General features: G+C 66.1%; 22 protein-coding genes and 1 pseudogene. 8 read left to right on the forward strand and 15 right to left on the reverse strand.

Translation table 11 applies throughout. The annotated features are described in order from the left end of the window. Positions 1–239: 239 nt before the first annotated feature. Positions 240–2,228: a PhoX family protein gene (locus tag GGR03_RS16420; RefSeq protein ID WP_183209829.1), complete on the forward strand. Its 1,989-nt coding sequence runs from the start codon at positions 240–242 to the stop codon at positions 2,226–2,228. 377 nt (positions 2,229–2,605) lie between these two features. On the opposite strand, the gene GGR03_RS16425 is transcribed toward GGR03_RS16420, so the two are convergent. The 4 genes from GGR03_RS16425 to GGR03_RS16440 all read right to left on the reverse strand — a co-directional run bounded on the left by GGR03_RS16425 (position 2,606) and on the right by GGR03_RS16440 (position 5,212). Continuing rightward, positions 2,606–3,019, reverse strand: coding sequence for a curlin (locus GGR03_RS16425; RefSeq protein ID WP_183209830.1), 414 nt, complete (start codon positions 3,017–3,019; stop codon positions 2,606–2,608). A gap of 96 nt (positions 3,020–3,115) precedes the next feature. Then, the gene (gene csgH / locus GGR03_RS16430) at positions 3,116–3,502 is read right to left on the reverse strand and encodes a curli-like amyloid fiber formation chaperone CsgH (RefSeq protein WP_183209831.1); all 387 of its coding nucleotides are present in this window, start codon (positions 3,500–3,502) and stop codon (positions 3,116–3,118) included. A 59-nt stretch (positions 3,503–3,561) separates the two neighbouring features. Next, positions 3,562–3,996 carry a curlin gene (locus tag GGR03_RS16435; RefSeq protein WP_183209832.1) on the reverse strand — a complete coding sequence of 145 codons (435 nt, stop codon included), beginning with the start codon at positions 3,994–3,996 and terminating at the stop codon, positions 3,562–3,564. Positions 3,997–4,576: 580 nt separating this feature from the next. Beyond that, on the reverse strand, positions 4,577–5,212 hold the full coding sequence (locus GGR03_RS16440) for a phosphatase PAP2 family protein (protein ID WP_183209833.1): 636 nt from the start codon (positions 5,210–5,212) through the stop codon (positions 4,577–4,579). A 360-nt stretch (positions 5,213–5,572) separates the two neighbouring features. On the opposite strand from GGR03_RS16440, the gene GGR03_RS16445 reads away from it, so the two are divergent. Together GGR03_RS16445 and GGR03_RS16450 are read left to right on the forward strand one after the other, a co-directional pair. Beyond that, a complete protein-coding gene (locus GGR03_RS16445) occupies positions 5,573–6,250 on the forward strand; it encodes a response regulator transcription factor (RefSeq protein WP_183209834.1) in 678 nt (225 codons plus the stop codon). After that, on the forward strand, positions 6,247–7,662 hold the full coding sequence (locus GGR03_RS16450; RefSeq protein WP_183209835.1) for a sensor histidine kinase: 1,416 nt from the start codon (positions 6,247–6,249) through the stop codon (positions 7,660–7,662). Before GGR03_RS16445 ends, GGR03_RS16450 begins: the two co-directional genes overlap by 4 nt. 43 nt (positions 7,663–7,705) lie before the next feature. Here GGR03_RS16450 and GGR03_RS16455 read toward each other — a convergent pair whose 3' ends face one another. From GGR03_RS16455 to GGR03_RS16465, 3 genes are all read right to left on the reverse strand, one after another. Further along, positions 7,706–8,974, reverse strand: a complete 1,269-nt coding sequence (locus tag GGR03_RS16455; protein ID WP_183209836.1) for an MFS transporter — start codon at positions 8,972–8,974, stop codon at positions 7,706–7,708. Between the two features lie 169 nt (positions 8,975–9,143). Then, positions 9,144–10,037: a uracil-DNA glycosylase gene (locus GGR03_RS16460; protein WP_183209837.1), complete on the reverse strand. Its 894-nt coding sequence runs from the start codon at positions 10,035–10,037 to the stop codon at positions 9,144–9,146. A gap of 62 nt (positions 10,038–10,099) precedes the next feature. Next, complete coding sequence (locus tag GGR03_RS16465; protein ID WP_183209838.1) at positions 10,100–10,429, reverse strand: DMT family transporter; 330 nt, start codon at positions 10,427–10,429, stop codon at positions 10,100–10,102. Positions 10,430–10,635: 206 nt separating this feature from the next. On the opposite strand from GGR03_RS16465, the gene GGR03_RS16470 reads away from it, so the two are divergent. From GGR03_RS16470 to GGR03_RS16485, 4 genes are all read left to right on the forward strand, one after another. Next, positions 10,636–12,300, forward strand: a complete 1,665-nt coding sequence (locus tag GGR03_RS16470; protein WP_183210075.1) for an electron transfer flavoprotein-ubiquinone oxidoreductase — start codon at positions 10,636–10,638, stop codon at positions 12,298–12,300. A gap of 48 nt (positions 12,301–12,348) precedes the next feature. Beyond that, a complete protein-coding gene (locus tag GGR03_RS16475) occupies positions 12,349–12,741 on the forward strand; it encodes a lysozyme inhibitor LprI family protein (RefSeq protein ID WP_183209839.1) in 393 nt (130 codons plus the stop codon). Between the two features lie 250 nt (positions 12,742–12,991). Beyond that, positions 12,992–13,378 (forward strand): putative quinol monooxygenase, encoded by a 387-nt coding sequence (locus GGR03_RS16480; RefSeq protein WP_183209840.1) that lies wholly within the window; start codon positions 12,992–12,994, stop codon positions 13,376–13,378. Positions 13,379–13,386: 8 nt separating this feature from the next. Further along, positions 13,387–14,037: an acyl-CoA-like ligand-binding transcription factor gene (locus tag GGR03_RS16485; RefSeq protein ID WP_183209841.1), complete on the forward strand. Its 651-nt coding sequence runs from the start codon at positions 13,387–13,389 to the stop codon at positions 14,035–14,037. 317 nt (positions 14,038–14,354) lie between these two features. Here GGR03_RS16485 and GGR03_RS24915 read toward each other — a convergent pair. From GGR03_RS24915 to GGR03_RS16520, 7 genes and pseudogenes are all read right to left on the reverse strand, one after another. Continuing rightward, positions 14,355–14,947: pseudogene (locus GGR03_RS24915) on the reverse strand (VOC family protein). Between the two features lie 40 nt (positions 14,948–14,987). Continuing rightward, positions 14,988–16,052 carry a methyltransferase domain-containing protein gene (locus GGR03_RS16495; RefSeq protein WP_183209842.1) on the reverse strand — a complete coding sequence of 355 codons (1,065 nt, stop codon included), beginning with the start codon at positions 16,050–16,052 and terminating at the stop codon, positions 14,988–14,990. Positions 16,053–16,562: 510 nt separating this feature from the next. After that, complete coding sequence (locus GGR03_RS16500) at positions 16,563–17,201, reverse strand: LysE family translocator (protein WP_183209843.1); 639 nt, start codon at positions 17,199–17,201, stop codon at positions 16,563–16,565. Positions 17,202–17,345: 144 nt separating this feature from the next. Further along, entirely contained in the window at positions 17,346–19,691 is a 2,346-nt protein-coding gene (locus tag GGR03_RS16505) for an AI-2E family transporter (protein ID WP_246368101.1), read from the reverse strand. A 202-nt stretch (positions 19,692–19,893) separates the two neighbouring features. Beyond that, the gene (locus GGR03_RS16510; RefSeq protein ID WP_183209845.1) at positions 19,894–20,901 is read right to left on the reverse strand and encodes an endonuclease/exonuclease/phosphatase family protein; all 1,008 of its coding nucleotides are present in this window, start codon (positions 20,899–20,901) and stop codon (positions 19,894–19,896) included. Continuing rightward, positions 20,901–22,403 (reverse strand): AMP nucleosidase, encoded by a 1,503-nt coding sequence (locus GGR03_RS16515; protein WP_183209846.1) that lies wholly within the window; start codon positions 22,401–22,403, stop codon positions 20,901–20,903. Before GGR03_RS16515 ends, GGR03_RS16510 begins: the two co-directional genes overlap by 1 nt. A 46-nt stretch (positions 22,404–22,449) precedes the next feature. Further along, positions 22,450–22,647 (reverse strand): hypothetical protein, encoded by a 198-nt coding sequence (locus GGR03_RS16520; protein WP_183209847.1) that lies wholly within the window; start codon positions 22,645–22,647, stop codon positions 22,450–22,452. Between the two features lie 192 nt (positions 22,648–22,839). On the opposite strand from GGR03_RS16520, the gene GGR03_RS16525 reads away from it, so the two are divergent. After that, the gene (locus tag GGR03_RS16525) at positions 22,840–23,547 is read left to right on the forward strand and encodes a glutathione S-transferase N-terminal domain-containing protein (RefSeq protein WP_183209848.1); all 708 of its coding nucleotides are present in this window, start codon (positions 22,840–22,842) and stop codon (positions 23,545–23,547) included. 63 nt (positions 23,548–23,610) lie between these two features. Here GGR03_RS16525 and GGR03_RS16530 read toward each other — a convergent pair whose 3' ends face one another. Further along, the gene (locus GGR03_RS16530; RefSeq protein ID WP_183209849.1) at positions 23,611–23,949 is read right to left on the reverse strand and encodes a DUF2147 domain-containing protein; all 339 of its coding nucleotides are present in this window, start codon (positions 23,947–23,949) and stop codon (positions 23,611–23,613) included. Between the last annotated feature and the right edge of the window lie 42 nt (positions 23,950–23,991).

Below are 23,991 nucleotides of genomic sequence, written 5' to 3' on the forward strand. Positions count from 1 at the left end.
CGGCCGCAAGGGCCGCGACGGGAGGCAACGCGCGCAATCTACCCGGGAACTGCGGTCGCCGTGCCGCGCAAAGCAGCTCGGCGGCAGTGTCCGGGCGACATTTCCCGCCCGAGGACGATCGCTGCCTCCCCACCGTCATCCGTCTGTGACCTTGGCTCGCTACCTCACACTGGAACCATTCCAGTCCGGCGCCCGGCGCCGAGAGGGTTCGCAAAATTCCGCTGCGACAGGGGTCACCGATGAACGAACACACCACGGACCGCAAAGTCTTCCGGACCAGCCAGCTCGAGCAGGCGGACGGGGAAGGCACCAACAAGACCGACAACCGCACGATGGGCGAGATCATCGCCGCGCGCTTCTCGCGGCGCGACTTCCTGCGCGGCTCGATGGCGGCGACGGCGATCGCCGCGACGGTCAGCCCGCTGGCGCTGATGGCGGCGGGCGAGGCAAAGGCGCAGGGCGCCGGTACGCGCTTCGACTTCACCGAGGTCGAGGCCGGGGTCGACGCGACGCACCACGTCGCCGAAGGCTATGACGCCGACGTGCTGCTGCGCTGGGGCGACGCGATCTTCGCCGACTCGCCGGCGTTCGATCCGACCGCGCAGACCGCCGAGAAGCAGGCCCGCCAGTTCGGCTACAACAACGACTATGTCGGCTTCATCCCGCTGGAAGACGGCTCCTCCGAGCATGGCCTGCTGGTGGTCAACCACGAATACACCAACGAACACCTGATGTTCCCGGGCATCGTCACGGTGAACGGCGACGAGATCACCGTAGCCGACGCCGACAAGGCGCGCGTCGACATCGAGATGGCCGCCCATGGCGGCACGATCGTCGAGATCCGCAAGACCGACGGCAAGTGGCAGGTGGTCACCGACGGCGCCAACAACCGCCGCATCACCGCCGACACCGAGATGCAGATGACCGGCCCGGCGGCCGGCCACGACCGCCTGAAGACCAATGCCGATGCGACCGGCACCAAGGTGTTCGGCACGATCAACAACTGCGCCGGCGGCGTCACGCCCTGGGGCACCTACATCATGGCCGAGGAGAATTTCCACGGCTACTTCATGGGTGAACTGCCGGCCGATCACGCCGAAGCCGCCAATTACGAGCGCTATGGCGTGCCCGAGGGCAGCTACGCCTGGGGCAACTTCCACGACCGCTTCGACGTCTCCAAGGAGCCGAACGAGCCGAACCGCTTCGGCTGGATCGTCGAGGTCGACCCGATGGATCCGAACTCGATCCCGAAGAAGCGCACCGCGCTCGGCCGCTTCAAGCACGAGGGTGCCGAATCGATCGTCAACAGCGACGGCCGCGTCGTCTTCTATCTCGGCGACGACGAGCGCTTCGACTATGTCTACAAGTTCGTCACCGCCGGCACCTACAACGAGAGCGACCGGGCGGCCAACATGGACCTGCTCGACGAGGGCACGCTCTACGTCGCGCGCTTCGACGAGGACGGCACGGTGGCCTGGCTGCCGATGGTCCACGGCGAAGGCCCGCTGACCGCCGAGAACGGCTTCGAGAGCCAGGCCGACATCCTGATCGAGACCCGCCGCGCCGGCGACCTGCTCGAGGCGACCAAGATGGACCGGCCGGAGGACATCGAGCCGAACGGCACCAATGGCCGCGTCTACGTCATGCTGACCAACAACACCCGCCGCGAGGAGGCCGACGCCGCCAACCCGCGCGTCAACAACGCCTTCGGCCACATCATCGAGATCGCCGAAGAAGGTGGCGATTTCGCCGCCACGTCCGGCACCTGGGAAATCCTGCTGCAGTGTGGCGATCCCTCGGTGGCCGAAGTCGGCGCGACGTTCTCGACCGAGACCACCAAGAACGGCTGGTTCGGCATGCCCGACAACTGCGCCGTCGACGCCGACGGCCGGCTCTGGGTCTCGACCGACGGCAATTCGCCGAAGGCGACCGGACGCACCGACGGCCTCTGGGCGGTCGACACGGACGGCGAAGCGCGCGGCACCTCGAAGCTGTTCTTCCGCGTGCCGGTCGGCGCCGAGATGTGCGGCCCGCTGATGCTGCCGGACATGCAGACCGCCTTCGTCGCGGTCCAGCATCCGGGCGACGGCGGCGAGGACTGGGAAGGCTTTGGCCGGCCCTCCTATTACGAGGACCCGTCGACCCGCTGGCCCGATTTCGACGACGCCATGCCGGTGCGCCCCTCGGTGGTCGCCATCACCAAGCAGGGCGGCGGCCGCATCGCCTGAGGCTTATCGCCGACGTGAGAAGGGGCGGTCCTGACGGGCCGCCCTTTTTCGTTGGGTAGTGCTGTCGTGGTCGAAGGGCCGGACGCAAGGACGGGAGGGGTCGCGTGTTGAGGGTAGGGAAAAGCCCAGCGAATAGCTGCCGTTCGGCTCACGACCCATCGCTGTCATGGCGGCCGATCCGGCGAATGCAGGCGTCGGGCCTAAAGGAGACTGGCAGCTTCCGAGTAATCTCGACGGGAAAGCCGCCGTTCAGTTCTCGTAAACGGGTTCAGGAGCAGGCAGGCGCACGAAGGTCCCCGAGGAGACAACCCGCGACCCACAGCCGAAACTGGCAGGCAAGTTCTGGGCGCATCAAGCCTGAAAGCTGACGGTCCCGGTCACCAGCCGTAGGTAAAGGTCGCGCCGCTGTTGCCGTTGCCGGACTGGACGACGGCGTCGCGGGCGCCGCGCCCGAATTGGAAGAGACCGTAGGCGTTGCCGTCGCCGTTCTGCTCCAGCGTGCCAGAATGGCCGTTCCCGCGCTGCTGGACGAGACCGACATTGCCCCGTCCGCGCTGGGCGAGGCCGGCATTGTTGCCTTCGCCCTTCTGCCGGATCGAGCCGTCCTTGAGGCCATTGTAGAGCGAATAGATCCGTAGCCCTGCTTGGACAGCCCCGGTCGTCTGCCGGTCAGTTGGGGCGAAGGTCCAGGACACCTGGCCGTTAGCGGCCGCGGGCGTGGCGAAGATGGCCGGGGCGGCGATCGTGATGGCAAGGGCGGCCGCAATGGCATTCGCGGAAATGAAGGTCATGGAGGTCTCCGTTCCCCGGTCTGTTCCGGGACATGCGTGGACTTTAGGGGAGGTCCCCGCCGGACCGGACCGGCGAGGCAGGAGGTTGTCGCTTCGTCAGATCCCGCTGCCGACACGGTCGGAGCAGGATATTGTCTTGCCATCGACGACTACGCTCAGATCGGCGTCGTAGCCGGAGCCGCCAGTGCCAAGCGTGACCGTGCCGAGCTGTGCCGTCCCGCCTGAAGCGACGGCGAAAGGCCCGCCCTGCCGGATGTCGGTTCCCCGACCGGAGACGCGGAACGCGTACTCACCGCGCGTCGCCTTCTCGGCATGGGCGAGCGCAGTCAGCTCGACCGATCCACCCCGGCGCGAGACGTCGAGCTCGCACCGGATCGGCCCCTCACTCGATTTCGTGACCGCCGGGCCGGCGAAGGCAGCGCTGGTCGCGCCGAGGAGAACCAGAGCCGCGGCGAGGCGGTGGCGAGAACGGAGCATCGGCATGGCGGGCCTCATCAATGGGACGGGAGCGAAACGGGTGGGTCGCGCCGTTCGACGCGCGATCAGTCGCAGGCCTGGACGAGGGCCGCGACGTTACCGCTGCCGCCCTGCACAACGTCGGCCGAGCAGCCGCGTCCGACCTGAACACCTGCCGCGATGTTGCCGTGGCCGTCCTGAGAAAGGATCGTCGTGTGGTTGGCGCCGAACTGGCCGATGCCGGCGGAGTTGCGGCTGCCGTTTTGGTAGGTCGCGCCGTAATGACTACGCCCCTCCTGACCGACGACCGACAGATTGTGCGAACCGCGCTGCTCGCCGACCGAGCGGTTGTACCGGCCGTCCTGATGGACGCGGATGCGGTTGCGGTAGCCCTGCTGGGAGCCGCCGGCGGAGTTCGACCAGCCGTACTGGTCGAAGCGCACGTCGTTAGCGGACGCTGGGGTCGCGGCCGTCAGGCCAGCGAGGACGACGAGGGCGGAAGCAAGGGGCAAGCGGATCATATGGGCGTCTCCGACAAGAGCACATCGGCTCGGGATGGAATGACCCGAACTTGAACCCCGCCGCCGGAACCGTCGCTGAACTCGCCGTTCACACAGCGTTTAGCTCCTCACGATGACCGGGCGGGCCGAGAGCGAAGGGTGGGCTTCTGGCTGTCTCAGGCGACGACCTGAGATCGTGGGCGCCTTCGGCCACTTGGCATTGAGCCTTTCAGTAATGTCTGGTTTCGAGGCGATGCCCAGCATTCTGTACGACGACAACGGGGGCATAGCCGCCGTTGATCGGAGGTCATCTAAATGGCGGCTATCCACCCAAAGCCGCCAGCGGAATTTTCCGCCACCGCGATTACGCCGCCCTGCTGGGGCGCCTCGCCCGTGTCCGCCAGTTCGGCGCGCGGGTCGAGGGGTTACGGGCAGGGAATAGCGCTGCGCACGGCGCGGCAGCTTTCGGCGATTGCTGTCATGGCGGCTGATCCCGGCGAACGCCGGCGCTGCGCGCTCCGGTCGCGAGCGGCATGTTCGTGATCCGTCGACGGGGATCGGCAGAACCCGGCAGATCGGCTCGAGCCCGTACGCAGCTTCGCTAGCGATGAGTACCGCTGAAGCGAGAAGGATAAGCAGTGTCCGGAATAAGGCGATAGAGGATTGCAAATATTAGCCCACAGACAAGCCAGGCGAGGAGAACATCTGAAAGGAAATGTCCGCCGAAGGCGATCCGGTTCAGCGATAACGATCCGGCATAGATTAGTGTCGTTGCTGTTGCAGCCAGCCTGACAGGCCTGGGCGCGACGAGGGCGGCAGCGACGAGCCAGGCTGACGAGGAAGCCTCTCCGCTAACGAACGAACAGTTTCGATCGCACCAATCGCTGATGACCCAGACCGTTTGATGGACTGCGTCCCCTCCGAAGACGTCGACATTGACAGGTCGGGGGCGGCCCCAATGCGCCTTCAAGAGGCCGTTCACTAGCAGTCCCGGACCAAGAGCCAGGCCGGACAGCAGCCAGATCGGCTTCCGCACGCGAGACCAGGTCAAGGCGCCGTTGATGGCATCCCGGAGAATGCGGACCAAGATAACGAGAATGACTCCGGCCAGGGCCCAAGGAGAACTGTTGCGGAGCCATTGCAGGTGCGAATTGCTGGACAGGCTGAAGCCGTCGCTGGGGCTGTAAAACCAGCGGCTTACAACCAGATCAACTTCCGGAAAGACCCAGAAGAACATGCTGGTTGCCAGAATGCCAACTGAGAACGCGATAATCAGACGGTCCGATTTCGCGCCAGATGAAACGGGGATGGATAGGGATACACTCATAGCCGCGGCGCATGCGCTGGCTAACTTGCAGAAAACTTGCAGATTCGGGCGCTCGTGCGCGACGAAGCCGCTGGAACTGAGCCGAGAGATTGACCGAGCAAGCTCCGGGTGACAGGGAAATCAGAGGCCAGCGGCGCTCGAAGGGCGGGCGACATCATCCCGGGCGACCAAGTCTCGGAATGCCGGGACGACTTCGTCGGAACACGCACAGCCGTCAGCAGAGTGAGAGCTTCGCGTTGACCAGCGGTCGTACGGTCATGGAGAGTCGTGATGCGGATTCTGGTCGTCGAGAATGATCGCTTGCTTTCCGAGGCCCTGGGGCGACGGCTTATCGAGGCCGGCCATGCGGTCGATATCTTCGCGACTGTCGCGGACGCCGAGGCGGCTTGGAGAATAGCGCCGTACGACCTCAGCATCGTTGACGTCATGCTCGACGATGGCGACGGGCGGGCGCTCGTCAGGTCTGTCCGTGCCGCCGGCATACGGACGCCGACGTTGATGCTCACCGCGCGGGACGAGATCGGGGACCGGGTGAGCGGATTGGATGCGGGGGCTGACGACTATCTCGTCAAGCCGTTTGCAACCGAAGAACTGCTGGCACGACTGAGGGCGCTGCGACGACGCTCCCCGGAAATCACGGCGACCGAGTTGCGCATAGGAAATCTTCTCTACGATCCTCATAGCACGAGCCTGACAGTGGCAGATCGAGACGTGAGGTTGACTGCTCAGGAACATGCTGCCCTCGACAAGCTGATCCGTGCCGGCGACCGCGTGACCCCGAAGCAGATGCTGGGCGAGCATGTCTATGCGCTCCACCAGGACTGGTCGGACAACGCGGTCGAGACGCTGGTTCATCGGCTTCGCAGGAAGCTTTCGGACGCGGGGGCGACGGTCGAGCTCAAGGCACTGCGAGGCCTCGGCTACATACTGTGCGAGACCCGATCATGAGACGGGCCTATCGCCTCGATGTGAGGCTCGCCATCGTCGTGACCGTCATATCCGCGCTGACCCTGATCGGTGCCGGTATGATCCTGTCCATGGAGTTCACGCGCGGCCAATTCGCAATAGAAGAGCGCGGGCTGTCCACTCAAGTCGAGGAATGGGCGGGATTGCTACGGCGCGATCCCGGCGGCACGGTGGTACTTGACCGCCCGGCCGAGCCATCCTCAGCGATCGACCCCCCTTATACCGGACTCCTGTCAGGGACACGGCCCGTCTACGGCTACACCGTTACGGACGCGACAGGGACGGTGCTGGATCGCTCCGACGCCAACGCGCCTGCCGGACGCCCTGGGCCAGCAGACCCGGAACCCGTTCTTTCAACCGGACCGACGCTCGACGGCACCGGACCAGTCCTGATTGCCGAACTTTTCGTGCCGGAGTTTGGGGCTTGGCTCCGGCTGGCACGATCGCGTTCGGATGTCACCGCTTTGACCAACACGTTCTTTGCCCAATCTCTCGAAGAGCTGGGGTGGGCGGCGCTGGCAATGCTGGTCGTCATGGTGATCACTGCCGTGGGCATCGTTCGCTTCAGTCTCCTAGGACTTCGGCGAGTGGCCGCGCAGGCCGAACGGATCACCTTCGACAATCTGGGGCATCAGCGGCTTTCCGGCTCATCGGCACCCGCGGAGGTTCAGCCGTTGATTGCCGCCGTCAACCACGCCTTGGACGGCATCAGGGCGGGTGCCGTCGCTCAGCGCGACTTCTCCATCCATGCCGCCCATGAGCTCAGGACGCCGCTTGCCGACCTCAAGCTACGGCTGGAAGGTCTTGCATCCGGTCCGGACCGGGATGCGGCCATGCAGGACATCGATGCCATGGCCCGTCTCATCGAGCAGCTACTGCAGATCGCCAGGTTGGATGGCAGTACGGACTTCTCCCTGCAATCGCTCAACCTCGGCGAGACGGTTGCCGAAGTCCTGCAGGAGGCGGCCCCGCGGCTGGTGTCCGCCGGATGGTTGATTGAGGCGGACGGCCTGGATTTACCCGTTCACATAATCGGTGACTCGACACTGATCGCCCTGATCATCCGGAACCTCCTGGATAATGTCCGTAAGCACACACCAGTTGGCAGCACTGTAACGGTCACCATCTCCAACGACGGAACGCTTCTATTTGCCGATACGGGTCCGGGGTTGCCGCCGGGGTTTGCCTGTTCAGGCTTTGCACGGTTCGTCCGGGGTAATGACGATGCTCGTTCCGGAAGCGGCCTAGGACTCTCGATATGTGAAACCGCCATGCAGCGCATGGGGGGAACCTTCAGCCTGGAACCCACAGGGAGCGGCGCAGCATTTCGAATGGCCTTCAGGTTGGACCAGCGTCCTCAGTCAGACGAACATATGGGAACCCACCGGTCGTAAAGGCGCGAGCGCCGGCCCCTCGCATCCAGCACGTCCGCTCCCCTCACGCCGCCTTGCTCGGCGCTTCCGTTTCGTCCGGCTCCGCGAGTTCCGCCCGCGGATCGAGGGCGAAGCTGGCCGGCGTCTGGGTTCTTGCCAGCGGCACGGTCTGGAAGTCTGGGCGCTCGTCGACCGGCATCGCCTCGCGCCGGTAGGTCCGGTAGAAGGAATAGGCGGCGTAGAAGGCCGCGGCGCTGCCGATCGACTGGAAGATGCCGCGCGGGCCGAACGTCTCCATCAGGAACGCCGCGTAGATCGGGCCGATCATCGTGCCGACCCCGTAGAGGATCAGCATGCCGCTGGCGATCTTCACGAAGTCGGAATCGGCCGCGTAGTCGTTGGCATGCGCCACCGCGAGCGAATAGGCCGGATAGACGACGCCGCCGATCAGGAAGGCGAGGGTGAAGAGCACCGCCGGGCTGCTGCCGGAGAGATAGACGCCGGCCGTGCCGGCGGCGACGCCGATGAGGCCCGCCGCGGTCATCACGTAGCGCCGGTCGACCTTGTCGGAGATCCGCCCGAGCGGCACCTGGAAGACGATGCCGCCGGCCATCGCGGCGACCACTAGCGTGGCGATCTCCGTCGTCGAGAGCCCCGCCTTCTCGCCGAACACCGGCGCCATGTTGTTCCAGGCGCCCGAGAGGAGGCCGGCGAGCAGCACGCCGACCGCGGCGACCGGCGAGTTTCGGAAGATCGGCATCAGGTTGATCCGGATCGTCGTCAGCGGCTTCGGCGACTGCGCCTTGGACAGCGCGTTGGGGATCACCGCCAGGGCGAAGAGGATGGCGCAGAGCATGAACGGCACGGTGAGCTGGGGCTGGCTCAGCGGCATGACGTACTGCCCGCCCATCATCGCGCCCATCGTCACCACCATGTAGATCGAGAAGATCCGGCCGCGCGTCTCGTTGGTGACGCGCTCGTTCAACCAGCTCTCGATGATCATGTAGCAGCCGGCGAGCGCGAAGCCGGCGAGGCCGCGGAAGACGATCCAGGCATAGGGGTCGACGACGATGGCGCAAAGCAGCACCGAGATCGCCATCAGCGACGCGAGGCTGGAGAACGTCCGCACGTGGCCGGCGCGCTGGACGATCTTCGGGATGATCACGCAGCCCGCCGTGAAGGCGATCGCATAGGACGTGCCGAAGGCGCCGATCTGGTAGCTCGACCAGCCCTCGATCGAGCCGCGGACCGGCAGCAGGATGCCCATCAGCCCGGCGCCCGCCATCAGGAAGAAGGTCGATACGAGCAGGGACGCGATCGGCAGAAGGGGCATGTCGGGCCTTGGCGAAACGGAGTGGATGCGGGACAGCGCGTCTCGGTGCGACTGGCCCCGGCTTTGACGGTCGGGCGATGAATGCGCTGCCGTTCGCCCGCTCTAGGCATTAACGGCAGCTTTGGCGAGGCCCTTGTGCCTGCCGATCATGACGAGGATCGGACGAAACTCAGTCCGATGCCGACTTTTCCGCCAGGCGGGCCTTGAGCGCGACGAGATCGCGCCAGGCGAGCTTCTTCTGCGCCGGCTGGCGCAGGAGGTAGGCGGGATGCAGCATCGCGGTCGCGTCGATCGTGTCCGCCTCGCCGAGGCCGAAGCTGTAGGTCGTCCAGCGCCCGCGGATCCGCAGGATGCCCTCTTCCGAGGCGAGGATCGCCTTGGCGGCGGGCGAGCCCAGGCAGACGAGGATCTTCGGGCGCACGAGCTCGATATGGCGCTGCACGAAGGGCAGGCAGATCTGCGTCTCGGCCGGCGTCGGCGGCCGGTTGCCGGGCGGGCGCCACGGCACGGTGTTGGTGACGCGGACATTCTGCCGCTCGAGCCCGATCGCGGCGAGCATGCGGTCGAGCAGCTGGCCGGAGCGGCCGACGAAGGGCACGCCCGCAATGTCCTCCTCGCGGCCCGGCGCCTCGCCCACGAACATCACATCGGCGGTCTCGGCGCCGTCGCCGAAGACGGTGGACTTGGCGGTGATGCGCAGATTGCAGCTCTCGAACGCGTCGAGCGCCGCCTGCAGCTCGGCGAGCGTCGCGGCCGAGCGGGCACGCTCGCGGGCGTCGGCGATGGCGATGTCGTCCGGCACGGCGGCGCGGCTGGTGGCGAAGGTTCCGGCCGGCTCGATGGCGAAGGTGGGGGCGGGCGCATGAACCGGCGGCGCGGATGCCTGGGCGGCTGGCGCCGACGGCACGCCCCGACGCCCGTCGCGCGCGGCGATCTCGGCCCGCGTCTCGGCAAAGCGGTCGCGCGGCGCCTCGCCGACGAAGACGTCGATGCCGGCGTCGCGGTACCATTCGATGAGCGCGATCGCGGCGTCGCGGCCGATTTCTGGCTGGGCGGCGTTCATGGACCCGTCCTAGCCGATTTCGGCGCGGCAGGCGACGCCGTCGGAACGGGGAACGCCATGGCTCAGTGGCTCACGGTCTGGGAGAACAGGTTGATCACCAGAACCCCGGCGAGGATCAGCGCGAGACCGAGAAACCCCGCCGCATCGATCGAGGTGCGGAACCAGAACAGGTCGACCAGCGCCAGGATGACGATGCCGGCGCCCGACCAGATCGCGTAGACGATGCCGACCGGCAGCGTGCGCAGCGGCAGCGACAGGAAATAGAACGCCAGCGCATAGGCCGCGACGGTGACCAGGGACGGCAGCAGGCGGGTGAAACCGTGGGTGGATTTCAGCGCCGTGGTGCCGACGATCTCGCACAGAATGGCAACGGCCAGGAAGACAGCGTTCACGGGAAGCCTCGCGGTGGCGGAAAGCCTCTCTTCTCCCGGCGCGCTTTGCCGGGTCAAGCGGCTCACCTGTTACAGCAGCAGGCATTCGGTGCGATTGACGCCCACGTCAATCAAGTTAGAACTCGTCCAGACATCGGATCGCGCTAGTCTACCGGCCTCTGGCCCGGGCGGTGCGATCCGGCCGGGATGCGAGAATGGGAGACGAGATGAGCCACGCCGAGACGCTGCCGGAACGCGAATCGATGGAGTTCGACGTGGTGATCGTCGGCGCCGGCCCCGCCGGGCTCGCCGCGGCGATCCGCCTGAAGCAGCTCGATCCGGAGCTGACCGTGGTCGTCCTGGAGAAGGGCGGCGAGGTCGGCGCGCACGTCCTTTCCGGCAACGTGCTCGACCCCTCGGCGCTCGACACCCTCCTGCCGGAATGGCGCGAGGAGGAGACGCCGATCCGGACGAAGGTCACGGACGACCGGTTCTATCTCTACGGCGAGCAGGGCTCGATCCGCCTGCCGAACATGCTGATGCCCGGCCTGATGGGCAATCACGGCAACTACATCGTCTCGCTCGGCCTCGTCTGCAAATGGCTGGCCGAGAAGGCAGAGGCGCTGGGCGTCGAGATCTATCCGGGCTTTGCCGCGACCGAGATCCTCTATGACGATGCCAACGCGGTGATCGGCGTCGCCACCGGCGACATGGGCATCACCCGCGAGGGCGAGCCGGGCGCCGCCTTCGCGCGCGGCATGGCGCTGCTCGGCAAATACGTGATGATCGGCGAGGGGGTGCGCGGCTCGCTGGCCAAGCAGCTGATCCGCGCTTACGGGCTCGACGAGGGGCGCGAGCCGCAGAAATTCGGCCTCGGGATCAAGGAGCTCTGGGAGATCGCGCCGGAGAAATCCAAGCCCGGCCGGGTCGAGCACTCCTTCGGCTGGCCGCTGGACAGCGGCACCGGCGGCGGCTCGTTCCTGTATCACCTCGAAGACAACCAGGTGTATGTCGGCTTCGTCGTCCACCTGAACTACAAGAACCCGTATCTGTCGCCCTTCGAGGAATTCCAGCGCTTCAAGACGCATCCGGACGTCGCCGAGCTGCTGGCCGGCGGCAAGCGCATCGCCTATGGCGCGCGGGCGATCACCGAGGGCGGATGGCAGTCCGTGCCGAAGCTGGTCTTCCCCGGCGGCGCGCTGATCGGCTGCTCGGCCGGCTTCGTCAACGTGCCGCGCATCAAGGGCGCGCACAACGCCATGACCTCCGGCATGCTGGCGGCGGAAGCCGCCGCCGAGGCCATCGCCGCCGGCCGCGCGCATGACCGGCTCTCCGCCTATGACGACGCCTGGCGCGGCTCGGCGATCGGCCGGGACCTCAAGCCCGTCCGCAACGTCAAGCCGCTCTGGTCGAAATACGGGACGCTCTTCGGCATCGCGCTCGGCGGGATCGACATGTGGACGAATTCGCTGTTCGGCTTCTCGTTCTTCGGCACGAGGAAGCACGGCAAGCCGGACCATGCCTGCCTCGAGCCGGCGGCCAAGCACACGCCGATCACCTACGCCAAGCCCGACGGGGTGCTGACCTTCGACAAGGTCTCCTCGGTGTATCTCTCCAACACCAATCACGAAGAGGACCAGCCGGTCCATCTCCAGGTGAAGGACCCGGCGCTGCAGCATTCCTCGGAATACGCCGTCTATGCCGGCCCGTCGCAGCGCTACTGCCCGGCCGGGGTCTACGAATGGGTGGTCGGGGAAGACGGCAAGGAGGCCTACGTCATCAACGGCCAGAACTGCGTCCACTGCAAGACCTGCGACATCAAGGATCCGAACCAGAATATCAACTGGGTGCCGCCGCAGGGCGGCGAGGGGCCGGTCTACCAGGTGATGTGAACAAGGCGCCCTGCGGCGATGCCTCAGGGACGCAAAGGGGAGACCACCATGCGACTGTTTCTGCCGCTCAGTTTCCTGCTGCTGCTGCTTTCGCTGCCGGCCCGCGCCGACGACGAATACGATGCCTGCGTCAGCGAAGCCGGTGCCGTCATGCCGGACATGGGGGCCTGCGGCGCCGCCTGGATCGACCGCGAGGACGCCCGCCTCAACGAGGCCTGGCAGGCACTGCTGGCGGAACTCCCGGAGGACAGCCATGCGAAGCTGCGGGAAGAGCAGCGCGCCTGGCTCGCCTATCGCGACGCGAGCTGCCTGTTCTACCTCGACGCGGTCGAATACGGCCAGGTCGGCCGGTACCTCTCCTATCCGACCTGCCGGGCCTTCGTGATCGCCCAGCGGACGGCAGCGCTGGAGGAGATACAGGCGTCGGTGGCGCCGATCTAGAGGCCAAGACTTGGACCAGACCCGGCATTCGCGGCTGTGGGTGGTTTGATGACTGGCAGCTTCGGCCGGGTCGGTAGCGCTGACAGCGCATAGAGAGGTCTTGGTTATATGCCGATCGCGCGGCTGGCGAGGTGGCGCCGCGAGAGCAAAATATTGCCTATTAGGCAATATTGCCTTTCATGCATTTTTCCGTATCGGTATCACTTGCCGGCGGGGCTCCTCCCTGCCTGAGCCATGGAGTACCCGAATAATGAACTGGAATTGTCGAAAACTCATCGCCTCGGCCGCTCTCGCGGTATCGCTGATGGCGACGCCGAGTGTGTTCGCGGAATCGCAACCCGCCACGCCCAAAGTGTTCGTGTGGATCGAGATTGAAGCTGCCCCCGAGCGCATCGACGAGACCCGGGAAATGTTCCACACCACCATCAAGACATACCCGAAGCCCGGCATGCTCAGCGCTGTCGTGTTCGAGGACACACAGCGGCCAGGCGTGTTTCACAGCATGCAGGAATGGGAAGACGAAGCAGCCTTCCAGGAGCATATGAGCGAGGCCGATGGCCAGGAAGGCGGGCTCGAGCATGCCACGCGGACGCTCAAGGGGCCGCCGAAGCTCTCGATACTCAAGCAATTGGACTAATAGGCCAGATGTCGACTTTGCCTTCCCAGGCCGCCGAAGCTCTCGGCTTGCGAGAACGCAAGAAGCAGGCGACGCGCGCGACACTGAGCGCGGTCGCCCTGCGTCTGGCACTGGAGCGCGGTATCGACCAGGTGACGGTGGAGGAGATTGCGCAAGAGGCCAATGTCTCGCTGCGGACCTTCAGAAATTACTTTCCGACCAAGGCTGCTGCTATCGTCGACATTGCCCATAACCGGGCGGATACCTTTGTCGCCGCCTTCAAGGCCCGACCGGCCAAGGAAGAATTGTGGTCCTCGCTGACGGAAGCGCTTCTCGCCCTCTATCCCGATGAGCCCGACCGCAATTCGATCGAGCGCATGCGGCTCCTCCGGAACGAACCGGCCCTCGCCGCCGAAGAATACAAGGCGGACCTGACCGTGCAGGCGAAGTTGGCCGAAGCAATCGCCGAGCGAAGCGGCAGCACCGTGACCTCGGATATCATGCCAGGCCTGACCGCAGCGCTTGTTCTGGCGACGGCGCACACCGCGTTAAAATTCTGGCTCAGTTCCGGGTCGCGAACGACTTTGCGCGAGACTTTGTCAGGCGCCATGCACGAGGTTCAATTGATCGTGCAGAGTGCAATTGCGCAGGACGCAGCCGACGCCCCGCCCCAGCGGTGATTCATCGGGGCGCCGCCATCTGCGGTAGGCGGCCTTCCGGCCGACCGACCGGTCGGAATTTTCGAGCGGCAGCCCACGGAGCTTCCCGGCAGGACTAACGACTTGCTCGTACGCCTTGATGGCGTCCCAGACTGCCTTGCGCAGGATCGTATCGGTTGCCCGTGGGTCAACGGCGTAATCGGGTGGATCGCGGTCGGTCCGGTTCCGGCGGTATCGCCGCAGGGGCGGACGTCCAGCCTAGCTGCATAGGTCTTGCCTGACTCAAGCCGAAACCAGGAGGACGAACGCCGGTTGCTGGTTGTCGCTCTTCCGGGTCATCAAACTCTCGCTGCGGCGTCGATGGTCGCGATGTCGATTTTGCCCATCGTCATCATCGCCCCGAAGGCGCGTCTCGCCTTGTCGCGGTCGGAACTCGTCGTCAGCTCGAGCAGCAGCCTCGGGGTGACCTGCCATGAATGACCCCAACGGTCCTTGCACCAGCCGCAGGCGCTTTCCTGCCCGCCATTGCGAACGATCGCATCCCAGGAACGGTCGGTCTCCTCCTGGTCTTTCGTAATGACCATGAAGGAGACAGCTTCGTTCGGCGTGCAGGTCAGGCCACCGTCGAGGCCCACGAACTTGCGGCCGAGCACGGTGAACTCGACGGTCAGATCGTCGCCCTCCTTGCCGCCGGGTAGTCGGAAGCAGCCGCATCGACCCGCTCGACCTGACGGTCGGGAAAGATTGACCCAAAAAACGTTGCGGCTTTCTCCGCTTCGCCGGGGTCGAACCATAGGCAGGTGATGAGTTCGGCCAGGGCCAGCTTCCTTGTTCGGTCGTCGGCGCGGCCATATTCCAGCCTGCCAACCGACGACGTCAAAGGCCGCCATAGATCATTCGCCTGCCGTCGCCCTCGGCGTGGGATCCCCATAGCACCTGTGAAATCGCCGATATCCGCATAGCTTGCGCTGTCAGGCCCTCGCCTCCAGCACCATGTTGAACGGACCGGTAGCCGCGCGCCGGACCTGCGAGAAGCCTCCGGATCTGACGACGTCGCTGAGCACGGCCTCGCCCGCCTGCGCCCCCAGGCCCTCGCCCACTTCCTGGTCGAGCGACGTCGGCACGCAGAGCATGGTGGAGGCGTTGTAGTAGAGCCGCCCGATAGGGTTCATGTTGTCGCTCGGTCGATCCCCGGCGATCGGTTCCACGATCATCCAGGTGCCGTCCTCGCGCAGTATTTCCCTTACGTGACGCGCGCATCCGCGCGGGTCGCCCATGTCGTGCAGGCAGTCGTAGAACGTGATGAGGTCGAAGCCATCCTCCTCGATCTCCTTGGCGGTCGACACCTCGAACCGCACCCGGTCGTCGAGGCCGTGATCCCTCGCGTGCCGCCGGGCCTGCTCGATCGACGGCTCGTGAAAATCGAAACCCACGAACTCGCTCTTTGGAAAGGCTTCCGCCATCAGGAGCGTCGAGAACCCGACACCGCAGCCGATATCGGCGACCCTGGCCCCATCCTCGAGCTTGGCTGCGACGCCGTCGAGTGACGGGATCCAGTTCTGGACGATGTTGTTGGCGTAGCCGGGCCGGAAGAAAGCGCCGGTCGCGCAGAAAAGACACTCGGCCGTGTCGCCCCAGCGCACGCCCGTTCCTGTCTTCATGGAGTTCTCGACCTTTGGCTCTCCCTCGATCATGGCGGCGGCCAGGTCGAACGCACCCGCAAGGTAGAAGGGACTGTCACGCTCCGCGAAAACCATCGCCTGCTCCGGTGACAGGCTGAACTGTTCGGTTTCTGGATCGTAGTCGATGTAGCCGCCGGCGGCCTGGGCAAGCGCCCACTCCCGAATGTATCTCGGCGCCAGTCCGCCCGCGCGTTCGGCCAGTTCGTCCGAGGTCATCGGCCCGCCGTCCTTGAGGGCGTCGAACAACTCGAGCCGGAACCCGATGCGAACGGTCGGCACGCTGTAGGCGCCCCCCAGATCGCCGAGCATCTTCCCAACAAATGCGTGGAGTTTGTTTTCATCAACCTGTTCCACCGTAGCCTCCCTCAGTGAGCGCATCAGTGATGATGACGATAATCGCCTATTTATACTACATTCGACGGACCGATAAAATCTCCGGGAGGAGGGTGTTTATGAGAAGTTCTATTAATCTACTGAGCTGAAGCAGACAAAGGGCTCTCGGCTTCCAGGCGACGCCAGAAGACGACACATTCGCCAAGGCGGGCTTCGACCTACGAAGATGACCATGGTCGCCGATGACCTGGGATGACGCCGGACGGGGAGATTCTCGCGGGCGACCCCTAGGCTGCGCCGACGCAGCCGCTGCGTTGCAATCTCCTGAAAGGAAGGCAGAAGCTTGGGTTCAACTCACGGCTAATGCCATCCGAACGGGCGCTTCCACAGGCATTGTCCAGCCTCGGAAAACCGCAGCTTTCTGGAAAGGCGGATGGGTCGTCGGCGGCGACAGCGGATCGTCACCGGACCAATGTGTCGCCCGACCGCGCGGCCGACGGGTGGTTCGCTGCCATCCGCAACCGTCCCCCTTCACCCGACCGGCCTGAACCGAGCCAGATTATACCCGAAGCCGAGGAACACCACGCCCGTCGCGCCCTTGATGCAGCGCTGGAAGCCGCCGGAGCGGGTGAAGGTGGCGAGGCGGGCGAAGAGGAGGATCACCAGGGTGAACCAGGCGACGTTGATGAGCGAGTGGATCGCCACCAGCGTGTAGGCCGAGGCGACCGGGTGGTCGCCCACCGGGATGAACTGCGGGAACACCGCCAGGTAGAACATCGAGACCTTGGGGTTGAGCCCGTTGGTCAAAAGCCCGTCGAGATAGGCGCCGCGGAGCGAGCGGGCACGGCGCGCGAGCGGCGCGTCGGGCCGGGTCCGCTTCTGCACGAATGATTCGTAGAGGGACTTGAGCCCGATCCAGCACAGATAGGCGGCACCGACATATTTCACGATCGCGAAGGCCGTCGCCGACTGCATGATGATGACCGACAGGCCGAGAACCGACAGCGTGCCGTGGACCCAGAACGCCGTGAAGAAGCCGGCGACGTTGGCGAAGGCGGCGGGAACGCCGGAAGTCGGGACGGTCCTGGCGATCAACGCGCCGTTGGGGCCGGGGGAGGAGACCAGGAAGAACGTCGCCAGGGCGAATGCCAGCAGGTTCGAAGTGCCCATCGTCTCGTCCGTTCCGGCGCCTCGCGCGCCCTCGTCAATGAAGCATGGCGCCGCGGGTCTGCCAACCGGGGAGGGTTGAGGCGCGCATGATCTGTCGGCGGTGATGTGCGCAGGCGCCGCTGCGTCTCCGTCGGTCTCAGCCGATCAGTCCGGGACCGGCTGGGCGACGGCTGTCGAGGGTTTTTCCGGCTCGCGGGGCGGCGGCTCGATGGCGTCCTCGCCGGTGATGGCCGCAACGACGTCCGCCGCCATCGACTCCAGGAGGGTCAGTTCCTCCTCCGACATCTTGCGGGGGCTCATGTCGAGCAGGCTGAGCGCGCCGAGCACCAGGCCGTCCGCCGTCTTCAGCGGCGCGGCGGCAAAGAAGCTCGTGCCCCACAGCCGCAGCTGCGGGTGGTCGGCGAAGCGCGGGTCGCGCTTGGTGTCGCCGACGACGAGCAGCTCGTCCTCGGCCACCGCGTAGCCGGAGAGGGCCTGGTCGCGCGGGATCGTCCCGTCCCGCGTGCCGGGCAGGTCGACGCTCTGGCCGACGACGTGCTCCTCGGTGGCGCTGATGACCGAGATTACCGCGAACTTCACGTCGAAGACGGCAGCGGCCCGCTTGCTCAAGGCGTCGAGCTCCTCGCGGGCATGGTCGTCGAGAATGTGGGTCGCGAGCAGGGCCTCGACCCGCGCCGCGTCGTTCTCCGGGATGTCGGCGACCCGGCGCTCGAGAGACGTTTCCGGCGCGACCATCCGCTGGATGCGCAGCACCGCCTCCTGCACCGTCGTCACCACCTCGTCGGCGCCGAGCGCCGCGATTGCGCCGGGCTCCAGGATCGCCGGCGGCGCGTTCCACAGGGCGACGACGATCCGCCTGCCGGGCCAGCGATTGCGCAGCCGGCGGCAGAAGGCCTTGATCGCGGTGGCGGGCTCACGGCTGAAGAAGCTGATGCAGACGAGGTCGATCCCGTCGAGGTCGAGATCGTTGACGTAGCGGGTGCTCACCACTCCCTCGCGGCGCTCCACGGCGGGCAGGCCCGCCAGCCCGAGCGCATGGACGAGCATCTCGCAGGCCAGGCTGTCGATCTCCCACCGCCCGCCGATGCAGGCGATCCGCGGCGCCAGCGCCGGGTCGACCGCCGGGGGATATTCCTCCTTCAGATCGTCGAGCAGCGCATCCATGCCGTTGAACACACGCTGGCGGTGCTCCGGCCTTGCATTGCTCAGATAGTCCTCGCTGACCTTGCGAAGCACCTCGATGCCGTGGTCGTTGTAGAATTCGACGACGTCGTCGTCCGCGATCGTGTCGTCGACGATCTCGATCGCATCCTCCGGCTTGTCGGCGATCAGCCGCTGGTAGATCCGCGTCGGCACGTCGAGGACCGGGGTCGAGCCGAGCAGCGTGTCGAGGAAGCCGAGCTGCGGGTTGCCGCGCCCGAGCACCAGCAGGCAGACCGTCAGCGGGGTGGACAGGATGAGCCCGATCGGCCCCCAGAGCGCGGTCCAGAAGGTGGCGGCGGCGATCAGCGACATCGCCGACAGTCCGGTGCTGGTGCCGTAGAGCATCGGCTCGACGACGTTGTTGCTGATCAGCTCGAGGAACAGGATCAGCGCGAGGGTCCAGACCACCATCTCCCAGCCGTCGCCGACGGCGAAGGCCAGCGCCAGCGGGAACACCGAGGACAGCAGCGGACCGAGATAGGGGATGAACCGCAGCACCGCCGCGAGCGCGCCCCAGAGCAGCCAGCCCGGCACGCCGATGAACCACAGCCCGAGCGCCATCGGCACGCCGTAGGAGACGTTCACGATGACCTGCATCAGCAGGTATTTGGAGATGCGCTTGGCGGCGTCCTCCAGCGCGTCGGTGGACTGGTGCAGATTGCCGCCGAGCAGCCGGATCAGGCGGTCGCGCATGTCGCCGCGATCGAGCAGGACGAGGAACAGGAAGACGATGACGATGCCGGCGGTCGCCAGCGGCTCCAGCGCCGGGGTGAGCCATTCGAGCGCGGTCTCGAGGGGCTGGCGCTCGGACCCGACCATCTGCACGCGCAACGGCGGGACGATCTCGGTCTCGTCCGTCCCGACTTCCTCCTGCACCGAGTCGACGGTGCGCATGACCCCGTCGAACATGCCGGGCGCGCGGATGCTCTCGCCGACGTCGCGGATCTTCTCGCGGATGGTGGTCTGGTAGGCCGGCAGCTGCGCGCTCAGCGTCCCCAGCTGCGACGCGACGAGGAAGCCGAAGGCCGTGAGAAGCATGGCGAGGGTGAGGATGACGGCGATCACCGACAGCGCCCGCGGCAGGCCGCGCCGCGTCAGCCAGGTCACCAGCGGCTTCAGCGCGAAGCCGATCAGGAAGGCGATGGCCAGCGGCGTGAGGACGTTCTGCCCGAGATAGAGCGCGGCGACGATGATGGCGGCGACGACCAGCCAGGCCGCGACCCTGACGATATTCGACGGATCCACCGCTGCCGGCTGCGGGGCGTCGCCAGGCTGTGTCCCGCGCAAGGCATCCTCCATCGTCGGCAAGATCGCCGCGGTCGCGCAATGCCCGCATCGGATCGCGGAGACAGCCACGCACCTCAACTAAGCCGACGGTCCCCCGTTCCGCAATCACGAGGAGACGGCGGTCTATTTTCTCAAGGATCGATGGGGATAGGAGACCGGGGCCATCGATGGTGGGGGTCGCCGCCGCCTCGACGGCCGACGGTCAGCGCGCCGCGGTGTCCACCGCCGGCTCGACCGTCCCGGCCGGCGGCACGGCGAAGGTCACCAGCACCGGCAGATGGTCCGACCCGGTGGCGTCCTGCCGCTCGACGCCGAGGATGTCGATGCCCTCGCTGACCAGGACATTGTCGATGGGCAGGCCGGCATAGGGGGCGAGCCACGGCGTCAGCGGCCACGGCAGCCAGGTCGGGCCGACATGCGGCACGATGCTCGTGCCGGCGGATGCGGCGTAGCGGCGCAACGCGGCGCTCCAGGGCGTCGCGTTGAAGTCGCCGGCGATCAGCGTCGGTGCCGTCAGTTCGCGGACCGTCGATCCCAACCGGTCGATCTGCTGCCATTGCCGCCCCGGCCACGGCCAGCGCAGATGCTGGATCGCGAGTGTCACGGGGTTGCCGTTGAAGCTGATCGTGCGGCTCAGAAAGCCGTCATAGGCGTTGCAGGTGCCGGAATCCCCGGGCACGAAACCGCGCCGCGACAGCAGCACCAGCTTGCCGAACGAGCTCGGCTCGCCGCAGTCGAAGCGATACGGGTAGCGCGCCTCGAGCGCGGCCAGCAGCGGGCGCCACTCCTCCCCGGCTTCCTCGAGCGTGATGACGTCCGGCTGCACCCGGCCGACGAGCCGCAGCGCCGCTTCCCGGTTGGCGGCGTTCCAGCGAAGGTTCATCTGCAGCAGCGTGTAGGTCGCGGTCTCGTCGGCTCGCGCCGGCACCGACGCCGGAAATACGAAAGGCGCGACCGTGATCAGGCCGAGGCCGCCGATCATGCCCGCCGCAAGGCCGGCCGCCATGGCGCGGGTGGCCATCAGGAGCATGCCCGTGACCAGCAGCAGCACGGCCAGATGGGCGCGGAAATGTGCCAGCGAGTCGAAGAAGGGCACGACGTCGCCGAAGAACCCCGCCGTCAGCGCCAGCGCTGCGACGAGGCTGAGGGCAAGAAGTAGCGTGCGAAGGATACGGCCTCGCGCCGCCGGTTGCTCGGTGACGGCCGCCATTACTGGAACGCGGTCTCGAAGAACGAGCGCAGCTTGCGCGAATGCACCCGCTCGCTCGGCATTTCCGACATCAGCTCCAGCGCCCGCATGCCGATCCGCAGATGCTGCGAGACCTGCCGCTTGTAGAACGCCGTCGCCATGCCCGGCAGCTTCAGCTCGCCGTGCAGCGGCTTGTCGGAGACGCAGAGCAGCGTGCCGTAGGGCACCCGGAAGCGGAAGCCGTTGGCGGCGATGGTGGCCGATTCCATGTCGAGGCCGATGGCCCGCGACTGCGACAGCCGCTCGACCGGCTCCTTGTGATCGCGCAGCTCCCAGTTGCGGTTGTCGATCGTCGCGACCGTGCCGGTGCGCATGATCTTCTTCAGCTCGTAGCCGGAGAGGCCCGTCACCTCCTCGACCGCCTTCTCCAGGGCGACCTGAACTTCGGCGAGCGCCGGGATCGGCACCCAGATCGGCAGGTCGGCGTCCAGCACGTGGTCCTCGCGGACATAGGCGTGGGCCAGCACGTAGTCGCCGAGTTCCTGCGAATTTCGCAGGCCCGCGCAATGGCCGAGCATGATCCAGGCATGCGGGCGCAGCACCGCGATATGGTCGGTGATCGTCTTCGCGTTGGACGGCCCGACGCCGATATTCACCATGGTGATGCCGTGGCCGTCCTCGCGCTTGAGATGATAGGCTGGCATCTGCGGCAGGCGCAGCGGCGCGACGCCCTCGGGCGGCTGCTGCGCGCCGGGAAGCGTCTCCAGGTCGCCGGGCTCTACGAAGCCCGAATAGCCCATGCCGCCGCGCGCCATCATTTCGCGGGCCAGCATGCAGAACTCGTCGACATAGAAGCCGTAATTGGTGAACAGCACGTAGTTCTGGAAATGCGCCGGCTGCGTCGCCGTGTAGTGGGCGAGGCGGTGCAGCGAATAGTCGACGCGCTGTGCGGTGAACGGCGCCAGCGGCATCGGCTCGCCGGGGCGCGGCTCGAAATTGCCGTTGACGATCCGATCGTCGGTCGCCTCGAGGTCGGGCACATCGAAAATGTCGCGCAGCGGCCGGTCGAGGCGTTCGGCGAGCGACCCGTCGACATAGGAACCCTCGGGGAAGGCGAAATGCAGCGGGATCGGCGTCGTGGAGTCGCCGATCGTCACCGACTGGCCGTGGTTGCGGATCAGGAGGGCAATCTGCTCGGTGAGATAGCGCTCGAAGAGATCCGGCCGCGTGACCGTCGTCGAATACCGCCCGGGACGGGGCAGGTGCCCGAAGGCGAGGCGGGAGTCGATCCGGGCATGGGTGGCCGTGGCGATGGCCACCTCGGGATAGTAGGCCCGGAACCGCGTTCCCGCCGAGCCCGCCTCCAGAACCGCGGCGAAACTGTCCGACAGGAACGCCACCGAACGGGCATAGAGCCGCTTCAGCTCGGCGACCGCCTCGGCGGCGTCATCGTAGTGATGGCGCGGCGCAACTGGCGGCGTCTCGAAACCGGGGTCGCCCGGGGAGGGGAAAAGCTTCGTCATGACATTTGTTTAGCCGCGAGCCATGGCGCGGAGAAGACGACGACGGCTAGAAATTTGCCCGGGACGGTGTCGGCGGGACTTCCCGCTCGATCGGACAGACAATGCCGGTGCTGTACTTGCAATCTGCCCCGGCAATCGACGCGAAGGCGCTGCCGGGACGGATCGTCGCGTTCTGCGCGAGCGTGCTGAAGGCGATCCCGAAGAGGGCGATCAGCACGGTCGTGACGGTTAGTCGAGTCACCATGAGCCACACTCCTAGTGCATTTCCGCCACAAATGCACGCCCTGACTGAACCGAGCCTGAACAGACCTCCACGCTAGCGACCCGGTGAACGCTGCGTCGGCGCTTCGGCGCCCTTGTCCAAGCCCGCTCGACGCTAATTGATTGTTACAGATGTGACGGAATCGTCGCGAGATCATGGCAAAGGGCCGAGCGAATGCAGACGCAGAACGAACCGATCCAGCTCTACTACTGGCCGACGCCGAATGGCTGGAAGATTTCCATCATGCTGGAGGAACTCGGCGTCCCCTACGAGGTCCGCTACGTCAATATCGGCGCGGGCGACCAGTTCAAGCCGGAGTTCCTCGCGATCGCGCCGAACAATCGGATGCCGGCGATCATCGACCCGGAAGGGCCGGGCGGGCCGATCTCCGTCTTCGAGTCCGGGGCGATCCTGCAATATCTCGGCCGCAAGTTCGGCAAGTTCTACCCGAGCGACGAGCGGGCGCGCGTGGCGGTCGAGGAGTGGCTGTTCTGGCAGGTCGGCGGATTGGGGCCGATGGCGGGCCAGGCGCATCATTTCCGCAATTATGCGCCCGAGAAGATCGCCTACGGCATCGACCGCTACACCAACGAGGTGAACCGGCTCTACGGCGTGATGAACAAGCGCCTGCAGGAAAACCGCTATCTCGGCGGAGAGTACTCGATCGCCGACATGGCGGCGATCGGCTGGGTGAAGCCGTATAAGGACCAGGGCCAGGACATCGAGGATTTCCCGAACCTCAAGCGCTGGTTCGAGGAGCTGATGGCGCGGCCCGCCGTCGCCAAGGGGCTGGAAGTCGGCAAAGCCGAGCGCGAGAAGCTCAATCTCGCCGCCAACAAGGACGCGCAATCCGTGCTGTTCGGCCAGCGCGCACGGGCCTGAACGACGAAGGCACCCGGGGAGGATCCCCTCCGGGTGCCTTTCATGCCGTACGGACGCCTCGCGTCAGGCTCTGGTCCACACCTGCGTCTTGCAGAAGATGCTGAGAGCGCAGCCGGTGAGCTTGAGCTGGTTGCCCTCGATCACCGCCGTGCCCTGATACGTGCGGTCGTCGCGGGGATCGGTGACCGTTCCCTCATAGCCGCTGCCGTTGCTGCTCATCTGGCCGGCCGACTTGCCGGCGTGCTGGCCGGAGATGACCTCGGCGCAGAAGGCATTGCCGCAGGCGCTGACCTCGACGATGCCGCCGCCGGGCGCCCGCCATTTGCCGACAATGGGCTCCGCCGCGAGCGAGACCGTGGAGAAACTCATTATTGCCATCGCGGCGAGCGCGAACCTCTTCATGTCGTCATCCTGTCTGCTGATCGAGTTTGATTGGGACGACAA

The organism is Aurantimonas endophytica (assembly GCF_014196845.1).
Taxonomy (GTDB): domain Bacteria; phylum Pseudomonadota; class Alphaproteobacteria; order Rhizobiales; family Rhizobiaceae; genus Aurantimonas; species Aurantimonas endophytica.